Origin of the sequence: Pseudomonas sp. KB_15 (genome assembly GCF_052114525.1) — a bacterium.
Classification (GTDB): domain Bacteria; phylum Pseudomonadota; class Gammaproteobacteria; order Pseudomonadales; family Pseudomonadaceae; genus Aquipseudomonas.
Window position 1 is genome coordinate 1 of sequence record NZ_JBFREX010000036.1, and the last position, 22,171, is coordinate 22,171.

The following is a 22,171-nucleotide window of genomic DNA, read 5'->3' on the forward strand; positions in this document are numbered from 1 at the left end:
GCGTTCGGCTGCATAGCAGTCGTGAGTCCAGCTGACGCGGCCTGCCTGACGTACCGCAATGACTGATTTTACGACTGCTTCGCAGCCGAACGCAGCCTCGCGGGCTCGGCAGCTGCTACAGATCGCATTAGCGCTTAACTGATCGGCATTCGGCCGATCGGCCTCTTTTTTTCCTGCAGCAAGAGGTCGGGTCATGCGCCAAGGTATTCAGGAAGTGACCATGGGTGAGGTATTGCGCCAGGAACGGATGGTGTGAGTTGTTGCTGCTCAGTTTTCTGGAGCGGCATGCTTCACCGGTCAAATTCCCGAATCAGTAACTGCCCCGTCCGCGGATCGAACTGACGCACAAAGTGAACGTGCCTGGAACCGATGGGCTGATCGCTGAACCCGGGYCCTCTTATCACCTCGATGCTGTTCACCCGGTGGATCGGTATGAAGTGCCGGTTGTCCATTGGCACAAAGTGCTGGTTGAGTACTGGCACGAAATTCCGGTTGTCCATTGGCACAAAGTGCTGGTTGAGTACTGGCACGAAATGCCGGTTGTCCATTGGCACGAAATGCTGGTTGTGTATTGGCACGAAATGCCGGGTTTGCAATGGCACGAAGTGCTGGTTGTGTACTAGCACGAAATGCCGGTTGCGCATTGGCACAAAGTGCTGGTTGTGCATTGGCACGAAATGCCGGTTTCCCGTATGAAACGAGCCCCTGTGGAAGTTGTGGAATTGCCCGCATTGCTGTGGCTGCCCACTGACCAGAACGGCCGGATGAGGATTTAGACCGAGGCCGCCACTGCTGATTGCCTCCAGCGAGAGGTTGCTTGCCAGAAGCCCCGCGACCAAGAGCAGGAGTTGCTTGAAGATACGCATAGCGCCACCTCCGACGGTCCCCCCCACACTGAATTATAGTCGGCCATGGACCCCGGCCTGGCCTTGGCGCTGAAGTAGACATCTAGCCAAACGGCGGCTGAGCAGAAAGTAATAACCTAAAAACCACCTTGATATTCATTGTGTTACAGAGCGAATGTCCTTATTTTTGGTTCTTCACGCAATCCCGGGAAACTGTAGGAGCCAGCCTGCTGGCGATGAACTCAAGTGCGCCGTGTTTATCCAGTTCACCCGCGTCATCGTTAACGAGCATCTCCAGCAAGCTGGGTCCTTGTATGTTGGGGCAACGCCTGCAGACCAGAACATGCAGAAGGTCCCGAACAATCACAGCCCCCTACTTCACCTCGGACGATGCGCCCCTGGCTACAGGGTTGAAGGCGCATGTCCGGTTTGTGCTGAATTATCCAGGGCGGGGCGGAAAAATTGAGTCCGTCAGGCTGACCAGGGCCTGACCCGATAGCTCAGAGCACCCCGGGCACCACCAGGGTCAACCAGGCAACACAGGGTCCCACCAGGGCAACCACCGCGCTGTAGATCAGCAGGCTGCGCAACACTTTATCTCGCTCCTGCGGGGGGGTATTGGCAACCACCAGCGCACCATTGGTGGAGAACGGGCTGGTGTCGACGATAGTGGTGGAAATGGCGATAGCCGCGACCACGCCAACCGCACTGATGTGGCCCTGGCTCAAGAATGGCACGGCCAGGGGAATGATCACCCCTAGCAATGCCGTGGACGAAGCGAAGGACGAGATAATTGCGGCAGTGAAGCACAGCAGCAAAGCGACCAGCAGCGGTTCACCCAAGCCGGAGATGCCATGGGCGACATAGTCGATGGTACCGATGGTCTGCATCACTCCGATGTAAGTGATGATCCCGGTGATCAGCAGAACAGTCGACCAGCTGACCTTGTCAATGGCTGCCTTCTGCGCCTTGGGCGCGAACATGGCCAGGACCACCGCGACCGTCATGGCCACCAACCCGATATTGAACTTGAACACTAATGCCGAGATCGCCAGGGCCAACAGCCCGACCAGCGTCGACAGCTTGGCCACGTCCAGGCCGCTGAGGGCCTGTAGCGGCGCACCGGCACTCGTCAGGTCAGTACGATGATAAGCAGGGGACGCCGGCGTACCGCCGTGGCCAAGAATGGCCAGCGATGCACCAGCAGCATGCAACCCGGGACCGGGCAGGACCGCCGCCAATGACAGACGAGCGCTACGTAAACCACCGAAGACTACGAATACCACCATGGCAATCCCCAGGTTGAACAACAGGCTGGCGATGAACAGAGTGAACGGTGCATAAGGCAGCCCGGAAGACGCAACGATCTGATTGGTTATGCCACCGAAAATACTCACAGGGGAGAAACTGCCGCCTTGAGCGCCGTGAATCACCATCAGTCCCATGAGCACCGGGTTGATGCGGTACTGCACGGCGAAGTTGAGAGCAATAGGCGCGAGGATCGCTGCCACCGCAGGGCTCAGCGCACCGAAACCGGTGAGCAGCGCCGCCACCACGAACATCACCCAGGGTATCCAGGCGACATGGCCACGCACCATCAACACTGCCCGTTCGATCAGCCAGTCGATGGTGCCGTTGTTCTGGGCGATGCCGAACAAATACGTGACACCGACCAAAGTCAGGAACAGGTCACTGGGAAAGCCGGCGAAGATGGTCGCCGATGTCATGTCCATTATCACCGAACCGACGATAAAGGCCGCTGCGAACGCCAGCGCGCCCATGTTGATGGGCAACACGCTAGCGATGCCGAAAATGACCACCAGCACTAAAATTGACAGAATTTCATTATTCATTTCAATCTGACTCCCCGCATTCGGACGGTCCCGCAGGTACCGTCCTTGTTGTTATTTTTTCGGGATGTTTAGCAACCGACTCACGTCGGGCCGGGCGTGCGCCGAAACGAGGATGCGTGCCTTGCCTGCGTAGCCGGTCGTACAAACACAGAAGCTTTCAATTCTGTCGTACTAATTGCCATTGAATGCTGCTGGCCGGCGCTCGGCAAAGGCTGCCAGTCCTTCGCCAAAGTCAGCACTTTCGCAGGCTTGTCGACGCAGTTCGGCAATCTGCTCCATCGCCTGCACCGGAATCGGTTGCAGGTCTTCGAGGATACGCAGCTGTTCCTTGACCGCCGCAACGGCAAGCGGTGCTTTGCTGGCGATGCCGTGTGCCAGTTCCAGCGCGGTCGCTTCCAGCACATCAGTGTCGACCAGTCGATTGACCAGACCAAACCGTTCCGCCCGCTGCGCATCGAGCTTCTGTGCAGTGAAAAACATCTCCTTCAACACATGAATCGGCAAGTTGTTGAAGAAGCGCAGCAATCCACTGGTGGTGTACGGCAATCCAATGTTCACTGGAGTCATGGCAAAGCTTGCGCTGCGGTCCGCGACGACCATGTCGCAGCTCATTACCAGATCCACCGCACCGCCCCACACCGAGCCGGACACCAGGGCAATCACCACGCCGGGATAGGCGCGGATGCGGCGCAATACCTGTTCGAGCGGTTTGCCATAGGCAATCGGGTCGCGGTCGTGTTGCAGTTCGCGGATATCGTGGCCGGCACTCCACACGGATTGGCCGACTTCGCTGCCGAGGATCACCACCGGGATGCGTTGTGACGCCAGGGCGACGAGACTTTCGTCGAGCGCCGTCAGCAGCTGCGCGCTGAGTGCATTGCGCTGTGTGGGGTTGCTGAAGACCAGCCGCGCGATGCGTTCATCGACCCGGTTGACGGTCACGGTTGTGGAAGAGGCTGGATTCATTGTGTGGCTCCTGTCGATTGCGCGCCGGTCATGTCATCGGAGTTCTGGAACACTATTTTCGCGGCGAGCAATGCATTGATTGATGCAGTGTCGAAACCGGCTTCGCGCAATACTTCGACGGTGTGTTCGCCAAGCAGTGGCGGTGGGCGGCTGACAACGCTGTCAGTGTCGCAGAACACCGGGGTCACTACCTGACGCAGTGCACCAAGTGTCGGATGCGTGAGTGTCTCGGTCAGTTGGCTGTGYAGCACCTGCGGGTCGTCGAAGACCTCATCGAGTGTGTTGATCGGGCCGGCGGGTAATCCTGCGTCGACGAACAGCGAGGTCCACTCGCGTTTGCTGCGGGTTTTCAAACGACTTTCCAGAATCTCTCTCAATTCATCACGACGTTCGACCCTCGCTTCATTGGTGGCGAAGCGCGGATCGTCCGGCAGCTCGGGCAAATCGAGCAGTGCGCACAAACGCCCCCACATGGGCGAGGTGATCGGCGCCAGATTGAGCGGGCCATCCTTTGTCTGGAACACGCCGTAAGGTGCAATCACCGAATGGGCGTTACCGGTGCGGCGCGGCACATCCCCCAGGCTGAGGTAGCGTTGGCCGTGCACACTCAGCAACCCGACCAGACTGGCCAGCAGCGACGTGCTGACATGTTGGCCCCGCCCGGTGCGCTCGCGCTCGAGCAGCGCGGCCAGCACCGCTGTCACCAACCACATGCCCGAAGTCAAATCGCCGATGGCGGTGCCGGTGCGTGTCGGGTCGCCATCGACGAAACCGGTCAGGCTCATCAGCCCCGAGTAGCCTTGGGCGATCTGGTCAAAGCCCGGCCAACTGCTCATCGGCCCGTCGGCGCCAAAGGCGTTAATGCTGCCCATTACCAGTCGCGGATTGCGGGCGCTGAGCACCTCATAACCGAGGCCCATGCTTTCCAGCGTGCCAGGCTTGAAGTTCTCGATGACGACGTCGGCGTCATCGATCAGCTGCTGGATGGTGGTCAACCCTTCGGGATTGCGCAAGTCAATGCACATGCCGCGCTTGTTGCGGTTACACGATAAATAGTAGGTGCTCACGCCCCGGTCGAAGGGGCCCCAGGTGCGGCTCATATCGCCAGTCGGGCCGGGCTCGATCTTGATCACATCGGCACCGAGGTCTGCCAGCACCATGGTGCAGAACGGCCCCGACAGTGCGCGACTCAGGTCGACGATTTTCACGCCTTGCAAAGCTTGCATGGGATTCTCCATTGAAGGGTTGAATACGGGCCATTGCGCCAAGGCCTTTGAAGCGCTACTCGCCTTTGACGACCGTTAGCGCTTCGTGTTGTGAGACGAGTCTAGGCGCCGTATCTCATACCCTTCAAATATGATATTCCTCTACACTCATCGGAAAATCCTATGGATTAGGAGATACGCATGGACCTGCGCCAGTTGCGGTATTTCATCAAGGTGGTCGAGTGCGGGAACATCACCCGCGCCAGTGAAACGCTGCATATCGCGCAGCCAGCCATCAGCCAGCAGATGCGCAACCTGGAACAGGACATGGGCATGCAACTGCTCGAGCGCAGCGTGCATGGCGTTGTTCCCACGGCGGCCGGGCAAACGCTTTATCGGCATGCCATCGAACTGCTGCGCCAGGCCGACGGCACCCACGAACTGCTGCGCCAGGACGCCGAATTCCCGCAAGGCAAAGTCTCGGTCGGCATGCCGTCGAGTACGGCGCGTATGCTGGCAATTCCGCTCGCGCGCACGATTCGCAGCCGTTATCCGGGCATCAAGTTGGAATTGATCGATTCTCCGAGCGCCGAACTCGGACGCATGATCACGGTAGGGCGAGTGGCACTGGCCGTGAATGTCGATGTGGTCGAAACCCGGGGCATGGCTTTCCGGCGGCTGTTAACCGAAACGCTGTACCTGGTGGCGTGGCCGGAATTTTCTTTATCGGATGAACCGGTGTCGATTGAGGCATTGGCGAAGATGCCGCTGGTACTGCCCTGTGCTCCGAACACCATTCGCAGTCGGGTCGAATTTGCACTGCAGGAGGCCGGCCTGAAATGCGAGGTTGAATTCGAAGCCAATTCCACCGACCTGTTGTTCTCAGCCGTCAAGGCGCAGCTCGGTGTCACGATCCTGCCGTGGGCCGCGGCCCATGTTGAGCTTGTGCAACACAGGCTCAAGCTGGCCAGGATCGATCATCGACTGTTCAAGCGGGATCTTTCGCTGTGCTGGCATGACACGGTTGTAGAGAGCAATGCCGTGCAGAAGGTCAAGTCGACCATTTTCGAGCTGTTCGAGGAGTTCGAGCGGCAGCCGGGTTGGGCAGATGAACAGGTCAAAGGAAAGAACCTCCAAGACTACTGACGGGCTGCCAGGGTCGGTTGAAGCCCTTCGCGACAGGCAGTAATCGGCCAATTCTGTTGAAAAAGTCGGTTCGCCCAAACGGCCTGGTCATTGACTGGTTAAAAGGCCTTTTTTGGACACTGCTACGTGAAATCTGAGTCCGGAAACCTCTGCCGAAAGTAAAGATTTCAATCTCGGAAGCATACTTTTCTGCTGCGCAAACCATGGGCGACTTTTTCAACAGAATCGGCCAAAAGCGGTCGGTGGACAGATGAGTCCAGCTTCCCGACCCTGCGCCACAAAAACGGGAGGGCTCCGGGTATTGTGAACGACTGGGATTAATTGCTTACCCGCCCAGCTCCGCCCCCACTGCCACCATTCTCGTCAGTGTTTCTGACTGTGCGACAGATTTCGAAAGAAAGTTGCAAACCCCGCGACGCTTAAGGGCTTGCGACTCATTGGTGATACGCCCCTCAAGCTTGCGAGACGTTTTTTACCGGTAGGCCTGCAGTGTTCATTACGGAACGTGCAAGCCTATTTGTGTACCTCAGGCGCGTCGATATCCGGGGCGTCTCGGGCGTCTGCCACATCCTCTCGGGCATCTTTCGCCTCAACTTTGCCAGCCTCTCTGGCATCTTTCGCCTGGACTTTGCCAGACTCTCTGGCATATTTCGTAAACTTTGGCGTCCCGGGCTGCATCTGCAGCAGCTTTGGCAGCAACTCTGGCTGCATCTGCGTCTGCCTTGCCGGCGTCCCTGGCTGCATCCGCAGCGGCCCTGGCAGCATCTCTGGTTGCATCCGCGCCCGCTACGCCAGCAGCTTTTGCAGCGTCCCGGGCTGTATCCGCCTGAGCTCTGGCGGCCTCCCTGGTTGCATTTGCAGTAGCTATTGCCGCATCCCGGACTGCATCCGCATCAGCTTTGGCAGCGTCCCGGGCTGCATCTGCGTCGTTCATGGCCGCATCTGCGCCATTGTTGTCTGCGTCGTTGTCATGCGCATTGCCATGGCCTGCTGCACCATGATCGCCCGCTGCACCATGATCGCCTGCTGCACCATGATCGCCTGCCGCACCATGATCGCCTGCTGCACCATGATCGCCCGCTGCATCATGATCGCCCGCTACACCATGATCGCCACCCTCTCCATGGCCGCCGCCACCATGATCGCCACCCTCTCCATGGCCGCCGCCATCATGATCGCCACCCTCTCCATGGCCGCCGTCACCATGATCGCCACCCTCTCCATGGCCGCCGCCACCATGATCGCCACCCTCTCCATGGCCGCTGCCACCATGATCGCCACCCTCTCCATGGCCGCTGCCACCATGATCGCCACCCTCTCCATGGCCGCTGCCACCATGACCACCGCCGCTGCCGCCATCTTTGGCATACACGCTGGAGAAACCACCGATGTAATCGGGCACCAGGACAGTCGATGCCGACAGGACCCCGCCAATTGCCAGAGCCAATAAACATTTTTTGAGCTGCATGTTCCAACCTCCGATTGGAGTTGCGTCGTCATCTCCGTATCGAACGCAATGTCCAGTGAGTTCCCGGCCGCCCATTGGAGCGGCCAGCCAACCGGCACGGTCATCAATCTGCAGCTTTAACGAGCAACTGCGGGTTCCGCACGATCCTTCAAAGCCAGTCAGTATCGATGCGCGGGAAATATTCCCACGTTTATGTTAGAGGAGTGCTTTCAGCACGAGTTCAACAAATCAATATCAGGACCAAGGCATGCGTTGAGCAGACACTTCAACCTGACCCATTGGAGCATCGCCCCTCAGCCGATCGGCTGGTTTAACGAGATGAGTTTTTTCAATGGGATAGACCAGGAGTCTGGCATTCGGATTGACCTGGGGAACCAGGGTCGAATCAAAGAGCCAGTCATGGCACTGGCTCGCCTGCCCGTGCTGGCATGGAGCGACTGATCGTGGCCGTTTTCTGCCCGTGGTGAGAGGCAGAAACCCAAAGCAATGGGATGGACTCCTCCTCACTTCGGCATCTTGAGTGCCAGACTGAAAGTGCGAACCACAGTCAACGGTGAGAAGGAGTCCACACATGAAGCTTATGCGCATTGGGGTCGACCTGGCCAAGAACGTGTTTCAGATCCACGGCGTGGATTGTCATGAGCTACCCGTCTGGCGGCAGCGGTTATCGCGCGATCGCTGGCTGCAAACGGTGCTGGAAAAGATCGAACCCGGCTGTGAGATCGGCATGGAAAGTTGTGGCGGTGCACACCATTGGGCGCGGCAACTACAAGCACGCGGATTTCGGGTGAAGCTGATCGCGCCGCAGTTCGTCAAACCTTACGTCAAGAGCAACAAGAACGACGCCAACGATGCCGAAGCAATCTGTGAAGCGATGAGCCGCCCCAGCATGCGCTTCGTCGCCATCAAGACCATCGAGCAACAGGATATCCAGGCGACGCATCGCATCCGGGCCGGCCTAATCGAACAGCGGACGGCCAAAGCCAATCAGATTCGTGGGCTGATCGCCGAGTACGGCCTCGTTGCACCGAAGGAATTACTGATGCTGCGTCGCGCAATACCTTGCTGGCTAGAAGATGCGGATAACGGTTTGACAGTACGCTTGCGTCGTTTACTGGATGGCCTGTGGGGCGACCTTCGCGCATTGGATGAACGTGTTGGCCAACTCGACAGCGAAATATCTGCTATCGCGGCAAGCGAGCCGACTGCCATCCGTTTACAGCAACTGCGCGGCGTCGGCCCGATGATAGCCACCGCACTCATTGCTGCCATCGGTGATGCCCGACAGTTTGCCAATGGCCGACAGTTGGCCGCCTCGCTAGGACTGACGCCAAAGCAACACAGTTCTGGCGGCAAGGATCGACTGCTTGGCATCAGCAAACGTGGGGATGCTTATCTGCGAACGTTGATGGTCCACGGTGCGCGGTCGGCACTACGCACAGCCAAGTCCAAAGACGATCGACTTAGCCAGTGGGTCGTCCGCTTAGCCGAGCGCTCACATCCCAATGTGGCCGCTATCGCACTGGCCAACAAAACCGCACGCATGGCTTGGGCGATGTTGCGCAACGACACTGATTACCAACCGGATCGGGCTGCGGCCTGATCTACCAAACCGACAAGTCCCACGAGTAAACAAACCGTCTACCCACATTGCGAAGCAACCCGAACGATGGCAAACCGGTCGAACCGGCGTTGGCAAAACCCTCAAGTGTCTAGGTGCGTAAAGCACGTAGAAGCGATTGGGAGTCGACGCGCGAATAGCCCATCATGGCCCTGCATCGAGTCGATGCCGAAGTCAGAGGCCGAATATACGTGCGCAGTCGGCACGGGCGCCAAAGCGAAGGAAGCTTGCAACGAGGAGGAGTCCATATACGGACGCTTGAGATCCGAAAATGCTCGACCAGAAGCGAATAATCACTCGCGGTGTCCCTTAGAAGCCCGCCCATCGTTTGTGCGACGGCCCGGCAAGGCTTTTCAACGACTCGCAACTGGAGGTGATGTCGATGTTCGTGGCCTACGCGCCCACTCGTCACATCTCTTTCAAGATACGGGTGTTCATCGACTGGATCGTCTAGTTGATGGCAGAGAGGGCATCGGCGATGCCCCCCGATCCGCGCTACGCTTTCGGCTGGCAGATGTAGTTGCCGCTTCGCAGGAAGGTTTCATGCTTGTTCGGCGAGTAGACACTCAACGTGCCCTGCTCGTTGGCCGCTAAGTGCTTCCAATCGCCTTCTTCGAGTACCAGTTCCGCAAACGTTTCTCCTGTCTGGCTCACGTAGAGCGCCTCTCGCCCCCAGCGTGTCGTAAACAGGCTGACATCTCGCAGATGGGCACTGGCATTGATGCGGATGTCTTTGGATTGAAGCTTCCACTCATACCCTTTGTCGGACGTCATGACACGATCCGAGTAAAAACACATCACAGTCTGTCCCATACGCGTGATGAGCGGTACATCGTAGCTGTCGTCTTCGCTCGCCCAGGTGCAGGGTCGCCAGCCTTTTCCGGCAATGTAATAGCTGACGAACGAGGCCGCGTTATTCTTTTTCTTCAGTGACTTGAATACCCAGTTGTACTTACAGAATGCAAGTAAGCTGCTTCCATCGGGCAGCGGCTGAATGCTTTCAACTTCGATTCCCTCCGAGAAGTTGTGTTTTTCTTCCCAGCGCTGCCATGGGCCGTCGAGGTCGGCGGTGCAGAAGATGGCGAGCTTGTCGTAGCTGGCAGTCTTCGTCGAGTCGAAAATCAGCCCTTTTTCGACGTAGGAGTACTCCTGGCGCTCCTTGAATCGCCATAACCACAAGCCGTTGAAACGGATGACCTCTTCAGTTCGTGTGAACTCCCAGCCCTGTGCATCCGGGAAGCGGGTCTGTTTCCAGTTCTGCGCATCGCGCGAGTAATAGAACCCTTCGTTGTAGCCCACTATGGCAATCCACAGTCCACCCACGAAATACAACCGGGAGATGCTGGGCCTGTCATCGGTGGCACTGAGACGCACGTTGTGCCAGTGCTCTCGATCCAGACTGCGATACACCCGGTTGTCGTGGTCGACGATCAACCACGTGGTGCCATCGGTCTTGATGTCCTGGATTTTCTCGGGGTCGCAGGGAGGGTGCTGTACCTGACCCCACTCGATGCTGAACAAATGATCCCGGTCATCTTTTTCGATGACGACCGACTGTTTGGCCAGCTTTTCCTGCTGTTCCTGATGAAGTCGCTCGGCACGCTGCTTTGCTTTGCGCTCAACCACGGACTCGTCGAATCGACCTTCCATGAATTGCGCGAGCTGTTCGGCCACGTCCGCACAGGCATTTGAAAAGGCACTGAGTGTGTCGTCGAGCTGGCGTTCGAAGTGATTGAACTGGTCGTACCAGTCTCCGTTAGCTGCGGAGTTGTCCAGCTCGAAATCGGCATAGCCGGATTCGTCCTTGAAGGAGATCGTGGGCAGGCCCCAGCGCGCCAGCATGCGATTACCCTGGTTCAGCGTGCTGGAATGTCCGGAGATGAACTCGCTGATTTTCTTGCGCATCTCGTTCAGCGAGGACAGGCAGGAACCACGGCCAAGAGTGTAAGCCGTTCCCTCCACTTTGCTGCTGACTTTGCTCAGGAACGAGTCGTCCCATGCTTCCATGAAGAACGAATAATCAGAGGCTTTCAGGGTCGCTTTCGTCAGATCGAACGAAAGACTGCTGGCCTCATGACCGACCGTGCGCAGTCTGGCGCGAGCCTCGGTGAAGGTCTGCTCAAAACGCAGCTCGCGGTAGCGAACGATGTTTTTCCAGCCGTTGGTCTGCTGCTGCAACTTCTCGGCAGCCGCAAGCACGTGCTCTTCATCCTGTTCGGTACTGATCACCAGCCCACGGGCGAAGTTTTCTTTGAACTGTGCGGGCTTGAGCGCGTTCAGGATACGCAGCACATGAGGACCTTCGATCTGTTTCTGGCACAGCGTCAGCAGGTAGAACGCATCGAGCAGCCAGGTGTAGGTCTTGTCGTCGCCTTTGAGCAGATCCTGCAGGATCGGCAAGTAGTCCTGAACCTTGCGGGGGTTGTCCGCCAGTACTGCGATTTCAATTGGCGCCTGCGGGCACCCGGCCTTGTGCGCCAGCAACTCGAGAAACTCCCGGCCCTGTCTGTTCAATGACGCCGAGTTCTCGATGCACAGAGCGAACAGCAACAGGTAGTTGTGTCGGGCGTCAAGATCGTCAGTGGTGTCGAAGAAGGTGTGGGAGTGGATGTCCGGCAACGACGACACCAGTGCAACCGGCTCGGCTTGGGCATCTTCGGCGGGTTCGTCGGGCAAGGCGTTAAGACCGTGCTGATCCTTGTAAATCTCCAGAGTCAGCAGGCTGCCGCCGATGATTTCCTCTATCAGGTCGCGCATCCGGTACTGGGTATAAAGGCCGGAAAACGCCTTGCCAAAGAATCTGGAAATGATTCGCTCGCGCTTCTCGTCGCTGTCACAGACCTCGCCGTCCGAGATCATGTCGATGATGCGGTCGTACTCGTCGGAGAGGTAATACAGCGAGTTGAACGCCAAACCCGAGATGTTTTTCTGGACGAAGTACGAATCGGCGACGTGCTCTTCGAACGATAGCTCGATGACCGAGCGGTAGCGTTCGATGCTGGTGGTTTCGATCTGATCGATCAGGTCGATGATGAAACTCAACAGCTGGACTTCTTCGTCACAGTCCACGTCCAGCTTTTCCAGCGTGACGATCAGGTGGTTGATGTCTTGCGTGGTCAGCATGACGCCGGGGTGGCTGCGCATGAAGTCATACGCCAGGTTGAGCACCAGCAGCCCCTTGGGCATCGATTTGTAGCGACGTTTGTTCGCTTCGATGTTCAGCGACCATTGGTGAAAATTGGTGTTGTTCTCAACCCGGATCAGGCGGCGATTGATCTTGTCGACCGCCACCAAGACGAAATTACGGGTTTCGATGATGTATTCGTTCATCGTGCCCAGGTTGTTGCGTATCACCGCAATACTCTGGGCGTTGATCAGGTTCTGCTGCTGCAGTTGCTTGAGGTAGTGCCATGCGAATTTCTGCATGTGCAGCGCGTCAACCTGGTTCTGCAACTGGTTCTGGCGATTCTTGCCGCTGAATGCACCGGCAAACCGCTTGAAGAATCCGCTCTCGGCTTGTTGTTTCAGGCGTTCCTCGCTGCACGTGACCAGCCGTGAAGCATCCACTGCCAGTTGCTGGGTCAGCGCTGCGTTGTTCTGGTGCTGGGCAACGAGTGCCTCAACCGCTTCCTGCTCCGAGGCGTTCAGCGGTTGATTGAAGATTTCCTGGGGTGCTGCTTCGACCGTTTCGCTCATTGAAAATATGCCTTAAAGATTATCGATCAGGTTCTTCAACTGTGTGCTTTGGGCTGCCATGGTCTTGACCTGGCCAGCAAAGTGGCGCTCGGACAAGTACAGGCCCTTGTGAAATTCGGCATAGAACGACTGCGACATCTGCAGGTATTCCAGCGAGTCATGCATGATCATTGCGTTACCCACCACGTGTTCGGTGGCGGTCAGCGTCAACCGGAAACTTTTCTCGATGTGGTTGTCGATAGCGATGCTCATGGCCATCGTGGTGATCAGGCCGCCGATAATGCCGCCCACCAGCGCACCGATCGGTCCACCGAGAGCGCCCACTGCAGCGCCCACCGAGCTGCCGACGACAGCTGCACCAGTCTGCAGTAAATTGTGGCCCGTTCGGGTTTCCAGCTCTTCGCTTGTGATCTTGCCCGCGGCAAACAGCACCACGTTCTGCACCACGTCCACGGCACATACCGCAGCAGCAGCCACACCATTGTTGGCGAAGGTGCACTTGAACGCCGAGCCCGCGAACAGGGCAGGCAAGTTGCGTGCTGTGATGCTGACCGTCGCAGTCGCGATGCCTGCCTTCAGCGCGCTGTCACCGGCGGCGATTGCGGTGTTTTGGAGAATCTGGAAAGTCGCTTGCTCCACCGTGATTTCGCCGTCGCGGACTTGTTTGATCGACTGGAAAGTATTGATACTGCCCGCGATCACCGTAGTGATGACAGCTGCCGAACCTGCCGCGTGAAGGCTTTGTTGAACGGTGGCCTTGTTCAGGTAACCGTTCTGCATCTTTTCATGCAATTGCTTGCCTGCCTCGGTGCCGCTGCCCAGATGCTCGGCGTCCCGTTTGCCCAGAGGCGTTGACTGAACGCCCTCGACATCGAGGTTGCCCGTCGTCTTCTCGCGAACCTTTTCGGCGGCATTGGCCACTTCCGGCCGCGTTTGCTGGTTTCTCTGCATGTCTCGTTTGGCCGCTTCCTTGATCTGTTCGATCTGATCTGCAGGCCCGATGAATGCATCACTGTCCTGATACTGATGAATGCCGTCTTTCGTGGATCTGAATGCCTTCTGCGTGGCATCGCCATTCTTGAAATATTTCAATTGCGCTCCGAGCAGTTGCTCGTCGCCCTTCATGACCACGATATCGTGGGTGGTGTGATTCTTCGCCAACGGGGTGTTGGTGAAGTTGTCAGTGAAGGCGCGGACTTCCTTGTCCTTGAGGATCGCGTCCAGGTTGAATGATTCGGCGTGCCATGTCTCTGCGGCGAACCCACCTTTGATCGCGCTGTTTTGCGCGGTTCCGGCAATCTTGTCGATGATGGCGTTCGCGTGATTGATTTCGCCCAGCATGTGGCCAATCTTTTCCGACGCCTGGGTGGGCCAGATCGGGCAGAGGCTGACTGAGCTGTTCAATGCCTTTTTACGTTGGTTGTCCATGGAGCTTCCTTGGCATCATCTAGATACAGAGGGTTGATCGGCGCGCTGTCGGGCATCAGGTGCTTGTTGAGACGGCGTCGCAATAGAGGGTTCGCAAGTTGTTCAGCTTCTGGCTGATCTCATCGACCCAGACCTGTGGCGCATGGACCCGAATGTTGTCGTTGAGCCCAAAAATCCACCAAAGCGTGTCCCGGTCTAGCGACACTTGAGCGTGCAAGCGTTTCCAGCTGTGGTCAGGGAGGTCGCTGAGGCTCTGCACGCTGCTCAGCGGTGTCTCACTGAGCAGGGCGGCGATCTGCGGGTGAACGTCGGCGACCAGTTCGACCTGCGCATCGGCTTGTCGATGGTTGAAAATCCCTGTGTCGATGTAGTCGTCGACGTCGAACGTGGCGTGCAGCTCCGCCACTTCATCCAGCACCCTGACCTCGCGAATGCGATGCAGGGCGAACTGGCGAAGATCGTCATAGCCGTCCACCGACGCCACGAGGTAGCTGATGGCGTGTCGCGACACCAGCCCGGCGGGGTGTAGACGGAACTGCTTGAGTTCGCTTTTGCTGCGGCTCTGGTACGCCACTTCCAGTTTTCGGCGTTCCAGCAAGCCGGTTGAAACCTTACTCCAGACCTGCGGTGCAATGCTGGCAGGTATCAAGGTTTTGCCATTGGGAACCGTTCGGACCCGCTTTGCCCAATCCGCCAGGCCGTTGTTACCCAGATCGCCCAGAAAGTTTCGAGCGCGCCTGAATTGGGGGCCGAGTTGGTCCAGCACAGCTTGCGGGAGCAGTGTGGTCAGATGTCGTTCGGAGAGGTAGAGCGCTAGCGCTGTAGGGGTGTCCATGTCTTCCAGCTTCAGCGGCGCGTCGCGGGTGAAACTCCAGCGAAAGGGAATTTCACTGTCGTCGCACTGCAGCGAGAAGGGAATGGACAACCGGTTCAGATCGCGCTGAACGGAGCGCAGCGTCACGGAAAAACCCTTGTCCCGGAGCTTCTCCAGCAACGTCGATGTAGCAATGCGCTGCGGTTGGGTGGGCATCAGGCGCAGCAACGCGAACAGCCGCAGCAGCGTATCCTTCGCTTCAGACATGGCAACTACCTTAAAAGCCTATTCAACGGATGGTCACCATTCTGGTGCCAACTTAGCATCGATGCTACGGGTTTTGATGGCTCAGTGCCATCTTCCGTGTGTGCCATAAAACTAAAGTCTCAACATGTGGGGCGTGGATTTTCAAAAGGACGCAATTGTCTGCGCCTTTCAACCGGGGGCACGGCGGCTCTGGGCATCGCGTTTGAGATCGCTGTATTCGCGATAGAACGCATAGCCTTTCTGCAGAACGACAAATAATCCGATCACTGCAAGCAGGTTTTTCATAATAGGCTCCTTGATTTGCAGTCATTGTCTTCAGTGGGGCGACAAGGTGTGTCGCGCCCTATCTCGCTGTTCAGAGCCAGAAATTCTTCCAGACGCGCCTTGAGCACCTCTTTGTTTGTCGCCTCCCGGTATCCGAGCGACAGGTCGTGGCAAGCCGGGCAGCACGTGGGAGGCGGCAAAACGGTCGGTCGTGAATCACAACAAGGCAAGACGGTCGTTTTCCAGGAGCATTCGGAACAGACAAGGGTGAGAGGGAGTGACATGAGCATGGCGACCTTCTGCAATCTTCTGTGTTGCAAGATTGCTTTGCGGGGGCGACAGCACATGTCGCTCATCCGCAGGCGCTGAGCAGGAATGGAGACGGAACGGACTATCTATATTGGGTCGACTTCTGCCCTTCCCAACAGGCAGAAAACGGCCAGAAGCAGCCCCTCAATTAGGACTAAGGTATCTAGGCCAGTTATAGCGAAGGAAAAGGAAACATGCCCATCAATCCAGCGCTGAGGAACGAATGGATCGCAGCAGGCTACAAATCAGATATGGGCAGCGCGATAGCCTGCTCTCCGCCAGCTCATCCTTCGGCGATTCGCCTGTATAACCTCACCTGCGCCCAGCACGCTCTCAGCAACATAGAGAATGGGCGCATCAAGGTATCTCGCTTTGCTGACTTGAACGATCCCTTCGAGCTGCTCGCCGCTAATTTCAAAGAACACAAAACGCGCCAAGTTGTTAGGAGCTGGAAGGATAAAACACACTCCCTGACGGGTTTGCTGTGCTTCGCCGGAGACTGGTCAGAGCCGGTGATGTGGAGTCACTACGCTCAAAAGCACACAGGGATCTGTTTGGGTTATGACGTTAACCGTAGTACGGTTCAGCAGGTCAGCTATCAAGATGATCGGATCCTCCCCGCGCTTAACCCAACGCGAAAGCTTGATAACCTAAATGAGGAACTGCAACAACGGTTACTGTGCACCAAATCCAAAGGATGGAGATATGAGGAGGAATACCGCCGCTTCGTGTGCCTGAATGACGCCTACGCAGAAGGTTCGCTTCACTTCTGGCCGATCAAAGGTGACATCCAACTGGTGGAGGTGATACTCGGGTCACTATGCGAACTGCCTCTGGGGCCGATGAGACAAAGAGTAAAACAGCACTTCCCCAACGCCACTGTTTTTAAGTCCAGACTGGCATTCCAATCCTTCAAAATCGTCCCTGACGCTCGTACGGTCCTTTGATACCCATTGCACATCGCAGGGGCGACACCTTGAACAGGGATAGTTGCTGCCCTCGACGAAGAGCAGCAAAGGATCCATAGCATTGTCTGAACGCTGAATTGCCTAACCTTCGGCACCAACATCAAAAAGGGGTACAAAGGCTCTTCCGTAAATCTGAACCTCCTGGATCGCACCGAACATACCCTTTTCGCTCATACCAGCTAATCAGGGTTTCGTCGGTATACTGGTCTCGATCCAAGGACCTGGCCGTCAGTTTGATGCTTGTGCAGCCAAGGTCAATTGCAAGACGCTCAGCCTCCCCAAGCACCCAAGCTCCGACCCCGCCTCTCCTGTCTTCGCTAAGCACGAAAATCTCGTAAATGAAGCCCGCTGGCGGTCCCCAATTTTCATAGATGAGCAACCCTATCTCCACACAGTCTCGCAGAACCACGAAGGTCTGCGTCCTAGGGTTCCTTCCCTGATCAAAACGCTCACGCAGGCAGGGGTTCAGCAGATCCTCAGAGGCCGATATCTCGGATGTAGTGATCAATTTCCTTCCCGTCCAAGCTTCCTAATCGATCCCAAAGAATAGTTTGGGTGCTTGGCAGTAGCCACTGCCCCCCCCCGAAACAGGTAGTTTCAGCGGTCCTGCCCGCCGCGAATACGAGGACTTCAACGACCTCATCCAGCGAAAACGGAACTGCTCGGAGAGGGCCGAGGTATACCCAGCGGCATTGGCGGTAATGCCATTGTACTTTTATATGGCACCCAACTTTATCAGCGCGTATTCTGGCATCTTATAGGGCGGCAGCCTGATTTTGATCAGCGAGTCTAGGGCAAGGGAATATACGCCAAGCAAGCAGAGGAGCGCTTACAAATTGAAATTCGGAAATGAAATCGATGCCGTCATAAAAGATGTGTTTGGGATCGATCAGAGCGTAGATTTTATTCACTTCGAAGTAATATACAAAGATGATGATTCGGAAAAATATTCCTCAATAAAAGACGGCTATGAAGCCCGCCTTCACAATCATGATGAGCGAGAACGACTAGCAAAGCAGCTTTATATTGGGGAAGATTTTATTCTACACACAACAGCAGTCTTTCCAGTATCAGAAATTGAGGGATTAGAGAGAAGTAGTTTATTTTACTATCCTATTTGTACGCGTGAAGAGATACAGAGAATAGAATGCGTCGCGAACGCTGAGGATTATCTTCTGGCCTTGCGAGCCAAAAGCGTCGCCGATTGCCCCAGGCTCACCAGAGTATTTTTGCGCAGGAGAGAGGAAAATGTTCAGAATTGGTCGCTCTCTTCGTATTACGAATCATACGACTTTGATCATTATATCAGCAGACTACCTGATGATATGGCGGAGATCTGTCAAGGCATAGCGGCTGGGTACGCTTTGTCCAGAGAGCCTCATGGTGTATGCATTAGTAACGAGCATGGCAAGATCGTTGTTGTTTCTGAGGCGCTAAAGCATTTTCTGTTTTACATGAATGCTTATTTCAAGGGTGTAATGGAACACCTGGCTCCCGAGGATACAAGCGCGTGTCTCTTTATCGCTTGTCGAACAATGCTGCTCACCGAAACCCAAGATTTTGACCTCGACCCCAGGGGGGATCTGCCAGATAGCGTAAAGCGGTACTGCACCAAAATTGTGAGCGACCAGCTAGATTTTGTTATCGGCCATGAGTATGCGCACGCATTACTTGGTCACTTTGGTAAGGACGCAAACCTTACCTCACATTCCGAGTTGCTGATGATTAGTGATGGCCTTGGTCGTGCAGAAAAATATTTTACACCAAGACAGCATCAGGAATTTGAAGCCGACGCAGGTTCAATTCTGCATGCGGATTATGATGACGAAGAGTGTGCTGACGTACTGAATGGTGCGGTGCTTTTCTTTCTGTACATTGATATATTTTATGCAATTTCAAATTATATCAACCCGCCATTTAACGCCTCTAGAACGCATCCTGACCCTATAGAGAGGCTTTGGGCTTTGAGGGAGGCCGTTTTGAAGGCTAGGACTGTCGACGTGGAAAGTCTCTACACGGACCAACAGGTCGAGGATTGGATTGAGAGCATTAAGGGGATCAAAGACCATTTTGTAAATGAGTTACTTCCGTTTGGCATTGAGCATTTTGAGTTCTATGGATCGGTGTATCTACCTTCCTACCGACAATCCGCGATGGTGGATAGACTAGACTTTTGATTGCCTTGCTTCTGCTTTTTCGGCTAGGACGCGCTCTTGGGGCAGCATGCATCCCACTGTCTGGCCAAGCACATGGCTGACTGTCCCGAGACCTGTCTTGCCATCCTAAGAGCTTAGCTCTTGGGTCATTTTGGCGTAGCGGGCTCGCAGAAGTAGGCAGTGGGATAGTCCTATCTGGCCCTTCAACTGACCCGCGACGGTGCATCACAATTCAGGCAGAGAGGTCGTTCGCCTTTAGCCCATAACGATGACTAACCAGCTCAGCCTCGGGGTCATGAGCGTGAACGCAAGGACGGCAGCCTCGCAGCTAAGAGCCGCCAGTCGCGACTGTCCGCTTTGGGTCGACTAGCGTCCATGGTGAGCGACGACAGTCGACCAAGCGCCCGGTCGCTTCGGCTGCTTTTGCTCTGTAGCGTGTGCGGTGATCCCGCTCAGCCCAGCGATGCTGCATGGTGGCGCCACCGGGCTAAAAGGGTTCGCCACCCCCGGCTAGGAGCTACGCCAGTGTTCTTGCCAGCGCGTCGATTTCACTCATCATCAGCTTGAACCTTAGAGGTAGCACGGTGCTGGGTATCAGAGTGCCTGGGTCTCGCACGAAATGTGGGGTGTAGCCCATCAGCCCGGCATATTGGGCGGCATCGCTGCCCAACTGTTCGTAGAACCGCTCGAACAGTTCCTCCTCGTTTCTTTCTGACAGCCGACGATACTGCGATTTGCAGAACGCGCACGCCTGGATATAAAACGGGATGAATAACGACCCCGCCACGTATTTTGACTGTTCGAGTGCCGTTTTGAAGTGCGTGAGCGCTAGCAGGCCGTCACCGGCAAACATGGCCTCCCGGGCCTGTCCCCATTCATTCAGCCAGTTGGGGCCGTGTATCAGTGCTGCGTGCCAGTTCCCTTCGATGAACCGCCTGTGTTCACCTTTATAAGCTAGTTCTAGGCTGTCCGGAATGTCGGAAACGCCGTTGAGTGAGCCGGGTAAGGCGCGAATTTGGTCGAGTAGGGTTTGAAAGCGGCTGGGCGCCTGTTGCGCAAAGGCTTCATGGCCGATGGGGTAGTCGTTGAATAACAGATCAAGCAGGTCGCTGCTAGGTATTGAATGGCTGTGCTCACCCGGGCCGGGCGGTAGGCCGCCCTTCGCCGGAGGCGCGAACGGCCCGCAGTCAGCCACATGAACATTGAGGTTGTGAGCGATCAGGGCCGCAAATGCATTGATCGCGAATGCCTTTTCACCGATGGCCTCCGGGAGGTGGTAGGTCAGTGGCTGGAGGGTAGGATAAAAGGTTTCCCACTTCATCCGGCTGTGCTTGCGCAGTCGGTCGATCACCTGTTTGGACTGGGTATTAACCAGCTGGGAGGTGAAGTCTCGGTTCCATGCCTGCTCTTCAAGCGGTTTTTCTTGTTGAAACGCGTGGTACTGGTGAAGTTTGTGCAACGAAATGCCGGTGATCCGACAAGCGTCGTCAGCGAACCCTCTCAAAGGCCACTGCTCATTCCGCTCGGTATCTGGCCATGCATTGCCTGGTGACAGCGCGTCGGCCAGCGCCGCCGCCAGTACGCGAAGGTTTTGGCTGAGAAAGAACTGAAAGCTATACACCTGACTCTGCGCGCTGCAGGCATGCTCTCTTACAAACTCCCTGTAGTGCGCAAGTGCCGATCCGTAAAAACCTACAGCCAGTTCGGACACGCCCCATTGGACGTAACGCTCACTGATCAACGTCTTGATGTATTGGCTCAGCTCCAGGTACTCATCGAAGGATTCAAAGTCGTTTTTGGATAGATGATTGACATAGGCGTGGATTGTTCTGCTTTTTTTTACTTTCTGTGCGTCCTTCGGGGCGAACTGGGCAGTCGCTGCGACCAGGTCGTTGAGCGAGCCATAAGCGCCGTCGTCTTTTTTGATTGCCTCGAAAGCCTGCCGAAGTGCGATGCGCCGATCTTTCTCCGTGGCGGATACGTGGAAGGTGACGTCCTGACTCTCGCTGTTCCAAAGCCCAAGGCAATCGCACACGACCTTGTGCAGGTAGCCGAAAGTCGGCAGTTGATGAGTAGTTGGCAGCATTGTTATTTCCTCGAAGATGAAGTGATCGCCATCCTAGGGAATTGAAAACCTCTCACTAAGTATCAAAATCGATATAGATCGCGATCAGACTCAGAGCCAATGGCCCAGCCGATGTACCTGTGCCAATGACCGCTTCGGGTCCAGGCTGTGTGAAAACGCATTCACTGTTTTGAAGTCTGCGTTGCTACGTAAAATCTGCCGATTGTTGGTTGGTCAGCAGTCCGAAATTTACATAGGGGCGCGATTCTTGCTCCGACTCTGACTGTCAAACTTGCTCTAAAACGATTTCACACAGCTAGGGTCGATTGCAGCCCGTCGCGACAGGCAACAATCGGCCAGAAGCAGCCCTTGGGCGAACGATAAGTCCATCATTTTCTGCATTAACTAAAGTTCGGTTCGGTCAACACATTGCGCCCTGACTGGCGCAATCGCATGCGAAAAAGATAATCACGAAGATTTGATGTTTTTTTCAGCCACTGCGCACTTTCGGGCACGCGTTCCAAATAATCGAGCATAGGCGTCAGGATGGCGTCCGCCATGCTGTAGTCCGCCCCGCAGAAAAATGGCTGCCCGTCCAAATGCTTCGCCAGCAGCCCAAGTGTCTGGATCGCCATTGGCTCGGCGGTAGCCACAGCTTCTCTATCGATAGGGCGTGACGGCTGCGCAGGTGAAACCAGCAATAAAAGATAACGACGTATCAGTCGATCATCGGCATACATCGCCAGGGCAGCGGACCACTGATCGACCTTTACCTTCTGGGCCAAGTCTGCGGGTCTTAGAGAAGTATGCGCAAAGGCTTCATCCAGGTAGCGGCAAATGGTGGTTGTTTCGATTACGTTCCGCTCACCATGCAGCAATACCGGGACCTTGCCAAAAGGATGCAGTGCTTTGTGTTCAGGGCTGTGGAGCGTGATCGTTTTACCATCCACGTGCATCCCGTGTRTGTAATCCAGAGCTTTCTCTTCGCAGTAAAGTCTGACACTACGTACGAAGGTGCTAAATCCAGGTCCCAGTATGTGCAATCTCATGAGTAGCTCCTTGAGGGAAGAGTCGGCAATTCTGGTCGGTATGACTTTATG

15 protein-coding genes and 3 pseudogenes are annotated in these 22,171 nt (G+C 56.0%); 7 read left to right on the plus strand and 11 right to left on the minus strand.

Features of this window, described 5'->3' with window-relative positions:
• Together AB4Z35_RS22575 and AB4Z35_RS22580 are read right to left on the minus strand one after the other, a co-directional pair.
• Window positions 1–195, minus strand: a pseudogene (locus AB4Z35_RS22575) (hypothetical protein); the annotation flags it as partial.
• Between the two features lie 95 nt (window positions 196–290).
• On the minus strand, window positions 291–866 hold the full coding sequence (locus tag AB4Z35_RS22580; protein ID WP_442099515.1) for a hypothetical protein: 576 nt from the start codon (window positions 864–866) through the stop codon (window positions 291–293).
• Between the two features lie 289 nt (window positions 867–1,155).
• Between AB4Z35_RS22580 and AB4Z35_RS22585 the strand changes: the two are divergent.
• Window positions 1,156–1,336: pseudogene (locus AB4Z35_RS22585) on the plus strand (hypothetical protein); the annotation flags it as partial.
• 9 nt (window positions 1,337–1,345) lie between these two features.
• On the opposite strand, the gene AB4Z35_RS22590 reads toward AB4Z35_RS22585, so the two are convergent.
• From AB4Z35_RS22590 to AB4Z35_RS22600, 3 genes are all read right to left on the minus strand, one after another.
• Complete coding sequence (locus AB4Z35_RS22590; RefSeq protein WP_442099517.1) at window positions 1,346–2,698, minus strand: SLC13 family permease; 1,353 nt, start codon at window positions 2,696–2,698, stop codon at window positions 1,346–1,348.
• Window positions 2,699–2,869: 171 nt separating this feature from the next.
• Window positions 2,870–3,664 carry a methylmalonyl-CoA decarboxylase gene (scpB, locus tag AB4Z35_RS22595; protein ID WP_007993331.1) on the minus strand — a complete coding sequence of 265 codons (795 nt, stop codon included), beginning with the start codon at window positions 3,662–3,664 and terminating at the stop codon, window positions 2,870–2,872.
• Window positions 3,661–4,890, minus strand: a complete 1,230-nt coding sequence (locus AB4Z35_RS22600) for a CaiB/BaiF CoA transferase family protein (protein ID WP_007993330.1) — start codon at window positions 4,888–4,890, stop codon at window positions 3,661–3,663. The genes scpB and AB4Z35_RS22600 overlap by 4 nt, the downstream gene beginning before the upstream one ends.
• A gap of 180 nt (window positions 4,891–5,070) precedes the next feature.
• Here AB4Z35_RS22600 and AB4Z35_RS22605 point away from each other — a divergent pair, with 180 nt between their 5' ends.
• From AB4Z35_RS22605 to AB4Z35_RS22620, 4 genes and pseudogenes are all read left to right on the plus strand, one after another.
• On the plus strand, window positions 5,071–6,015 hold the full coding sequence (locus AB4Z35_RS22605) for a LysR substrate-binding domain-containing protein (protein WP_442099519.1): 945 nt from the start codon (window positions 5,071–5,073) through the stop codon (window positions 6,013–6,015).
• A gap of 970 nt (window positions 6,016–6,985) precedes the next feature.
• The gene (locus tag AB4Z35_RS22610) at window positions 6,986–7,465 is read left to right on the plus strand and encodes a hypothetical protein (RefSeq protein WP_442099521.1); all 480 of its coding nucleotides are present in this window, start codon (window positions 6,986–6,988) and stop codon (window positions 7,463–7,465) included.
• A gap of 589 nt (window positions 7,466–8,054) precedes the next feature.
• Complete coding sequence (locus AB4Z35_RS22615) at window positions 8,055–9,086, plus strand: IS110 family transposase (RefSeq protein ID WP_442099522.1); 1,032 nt, start codon at window positions 8,055–8,057, stop codon at window positions 9,084–9,086.
• A gap of 367 nt (window positions 9,087–9,453) precedes the next feature.
• A pseudogene (locus tag AB4Z35_RS22620) lies at window positions 9,454–9,558 on the plus strand (LysR family transcriptional regulator); the annotation flags it as partial.
• A 41-nt stretch (window positions 9,559–9,599) separates the two neighbouring features.
• Here AB4Z35_RS22620 and AB4Z35_RS22625 read toward each other — a convergent pair.
• The 3 genes from AB4Z35_RS22625 to AB4Z35_RS22635 all read right to left on the minus strand — a co-directional run bounded on the left by AB4Z35_RS22625 (window position 9,600) and on the right by AB4Z35_RS22635 (window position 15,309).
• Window positions 9,600–12,800 (minus strand): hypothetical protein, encoded by a 3,201-nt coding sequence (locus tag AB4Z35_RS22625; protein WP_442099523.1) that lies wholly within the window; start codon window positions 12,798–12,800, stop codon window positions 9,600–9,602.
• Window positions 12,801–12,812: 12 nt separating this feature from the next.
• The gene (locus AB4Z35_RS22630) at window positions 12,813–14,141 is read right to left on the minus strand and encodes a hypothetical protein (protein WP_442099524.1); all 1,329 of its coding nucleotides are present in this window, start codon (window positions 14,139–14,141) and stop codon (window positions 12,813–12,815) included.
• A gap of 142 nt (window positions 14,142–14,283) precedes the next feature.
• Window positions 14,284–15,309, minus strand: coding sequence for a helix-turn-helix transcriptional regulator (locus AB4Z35_RS22635; protein WP_442099526.1), 1,026 nt, complete (start codon window positions 15,307–15,309; stop codon window positions 14,284–14,286).
• Window positions 15,310–16,076: 767 nt separating this feature from the next.
• On the opposite strand from AB4Z35_RS22635, the gene AB4Z35_RS22640 reads away from it, so the two are divergent.
• Window positions 16,077–16,829 carry a DUF2971 domain-containing protein gene (locus AB4Z35_RS22640; RefSeq protein WP_442099528.1) on the plus strand — a complete coding sequence of 251 codons (753 nt, stop codon included), beginning with the start codon at window positions 16,077–16,079 and terminating at the stop codon, window positions 16,827–16,829.
• A gap of 121 nt (window positions 16,830–16,950) precedes the next feature.
• On the opposite strand, the gene AB4Z35_RS22645 is transcribed toward AB4Z35_RS22640, so the two are convergent.
• On the minus strand, window positions 16,951–17,358 hold the full coding sequence (locus AB4Z35_RS22645; RefSeq protein WP_442099529.1) for a GNAT family N-acetyltransferase: 408 nt from the start codon (window positions 17,356–17,358) through the stop codon (window positions 16,951–16,953).
• A gap of 328 nt (window positions 17,359–17,686) precedes the next feature.
• Between AB4Z35_RS22645 and AB4Z35_RS22650 the strand changes: the two genes are divergently transcribed.
• Window positions 17,687–19,027, plus strand: a complete 1,341-nt coding sequence (locus AB4Z35_RS22650) for a hypothetical protein (RefSeq protein WP_442099530.1) — start codon at window positions 17,687–17,689, stop codon at window positions 19,025–19,027.
• 496 nt (window positions 19,028–19,523) lie between these two features.
• Here the strand turns inward: AB4Z35_RS22650 and AB4Z35_RS22655 are convergent, their stop codons facing one another.
• Both AB4Z35_RS22655 and AB4Z35_RS22660 read right to left on the minus strand, forming a co-directional pair.
• Window positions 19,524–21,092, minus strand: coding sequence for a hypothetical protein (locus AB4Z35_RS22655; protein WP_442099531.1), 1,569 nt, complete (start codon window positions 21,090–21,092; stop codon window positions 19,524–19,526).
• Window positions 21,093–21,472: 380 nt separating this feature from the next.
• On the minus strand, window positions 21,473–22,120 hold the full coding sequence (locus AB4Z35_RS22660) for a glutathione S-transferase family protein (protein ID WP_442099533.1): 648 nt from the start codon (window positions 22,118–22,120) through the stop codon (window positions 21,473–21,475).
• Between the last annotated feature and the right edge of the window lie 51 nt (window positions 22,121–22,171).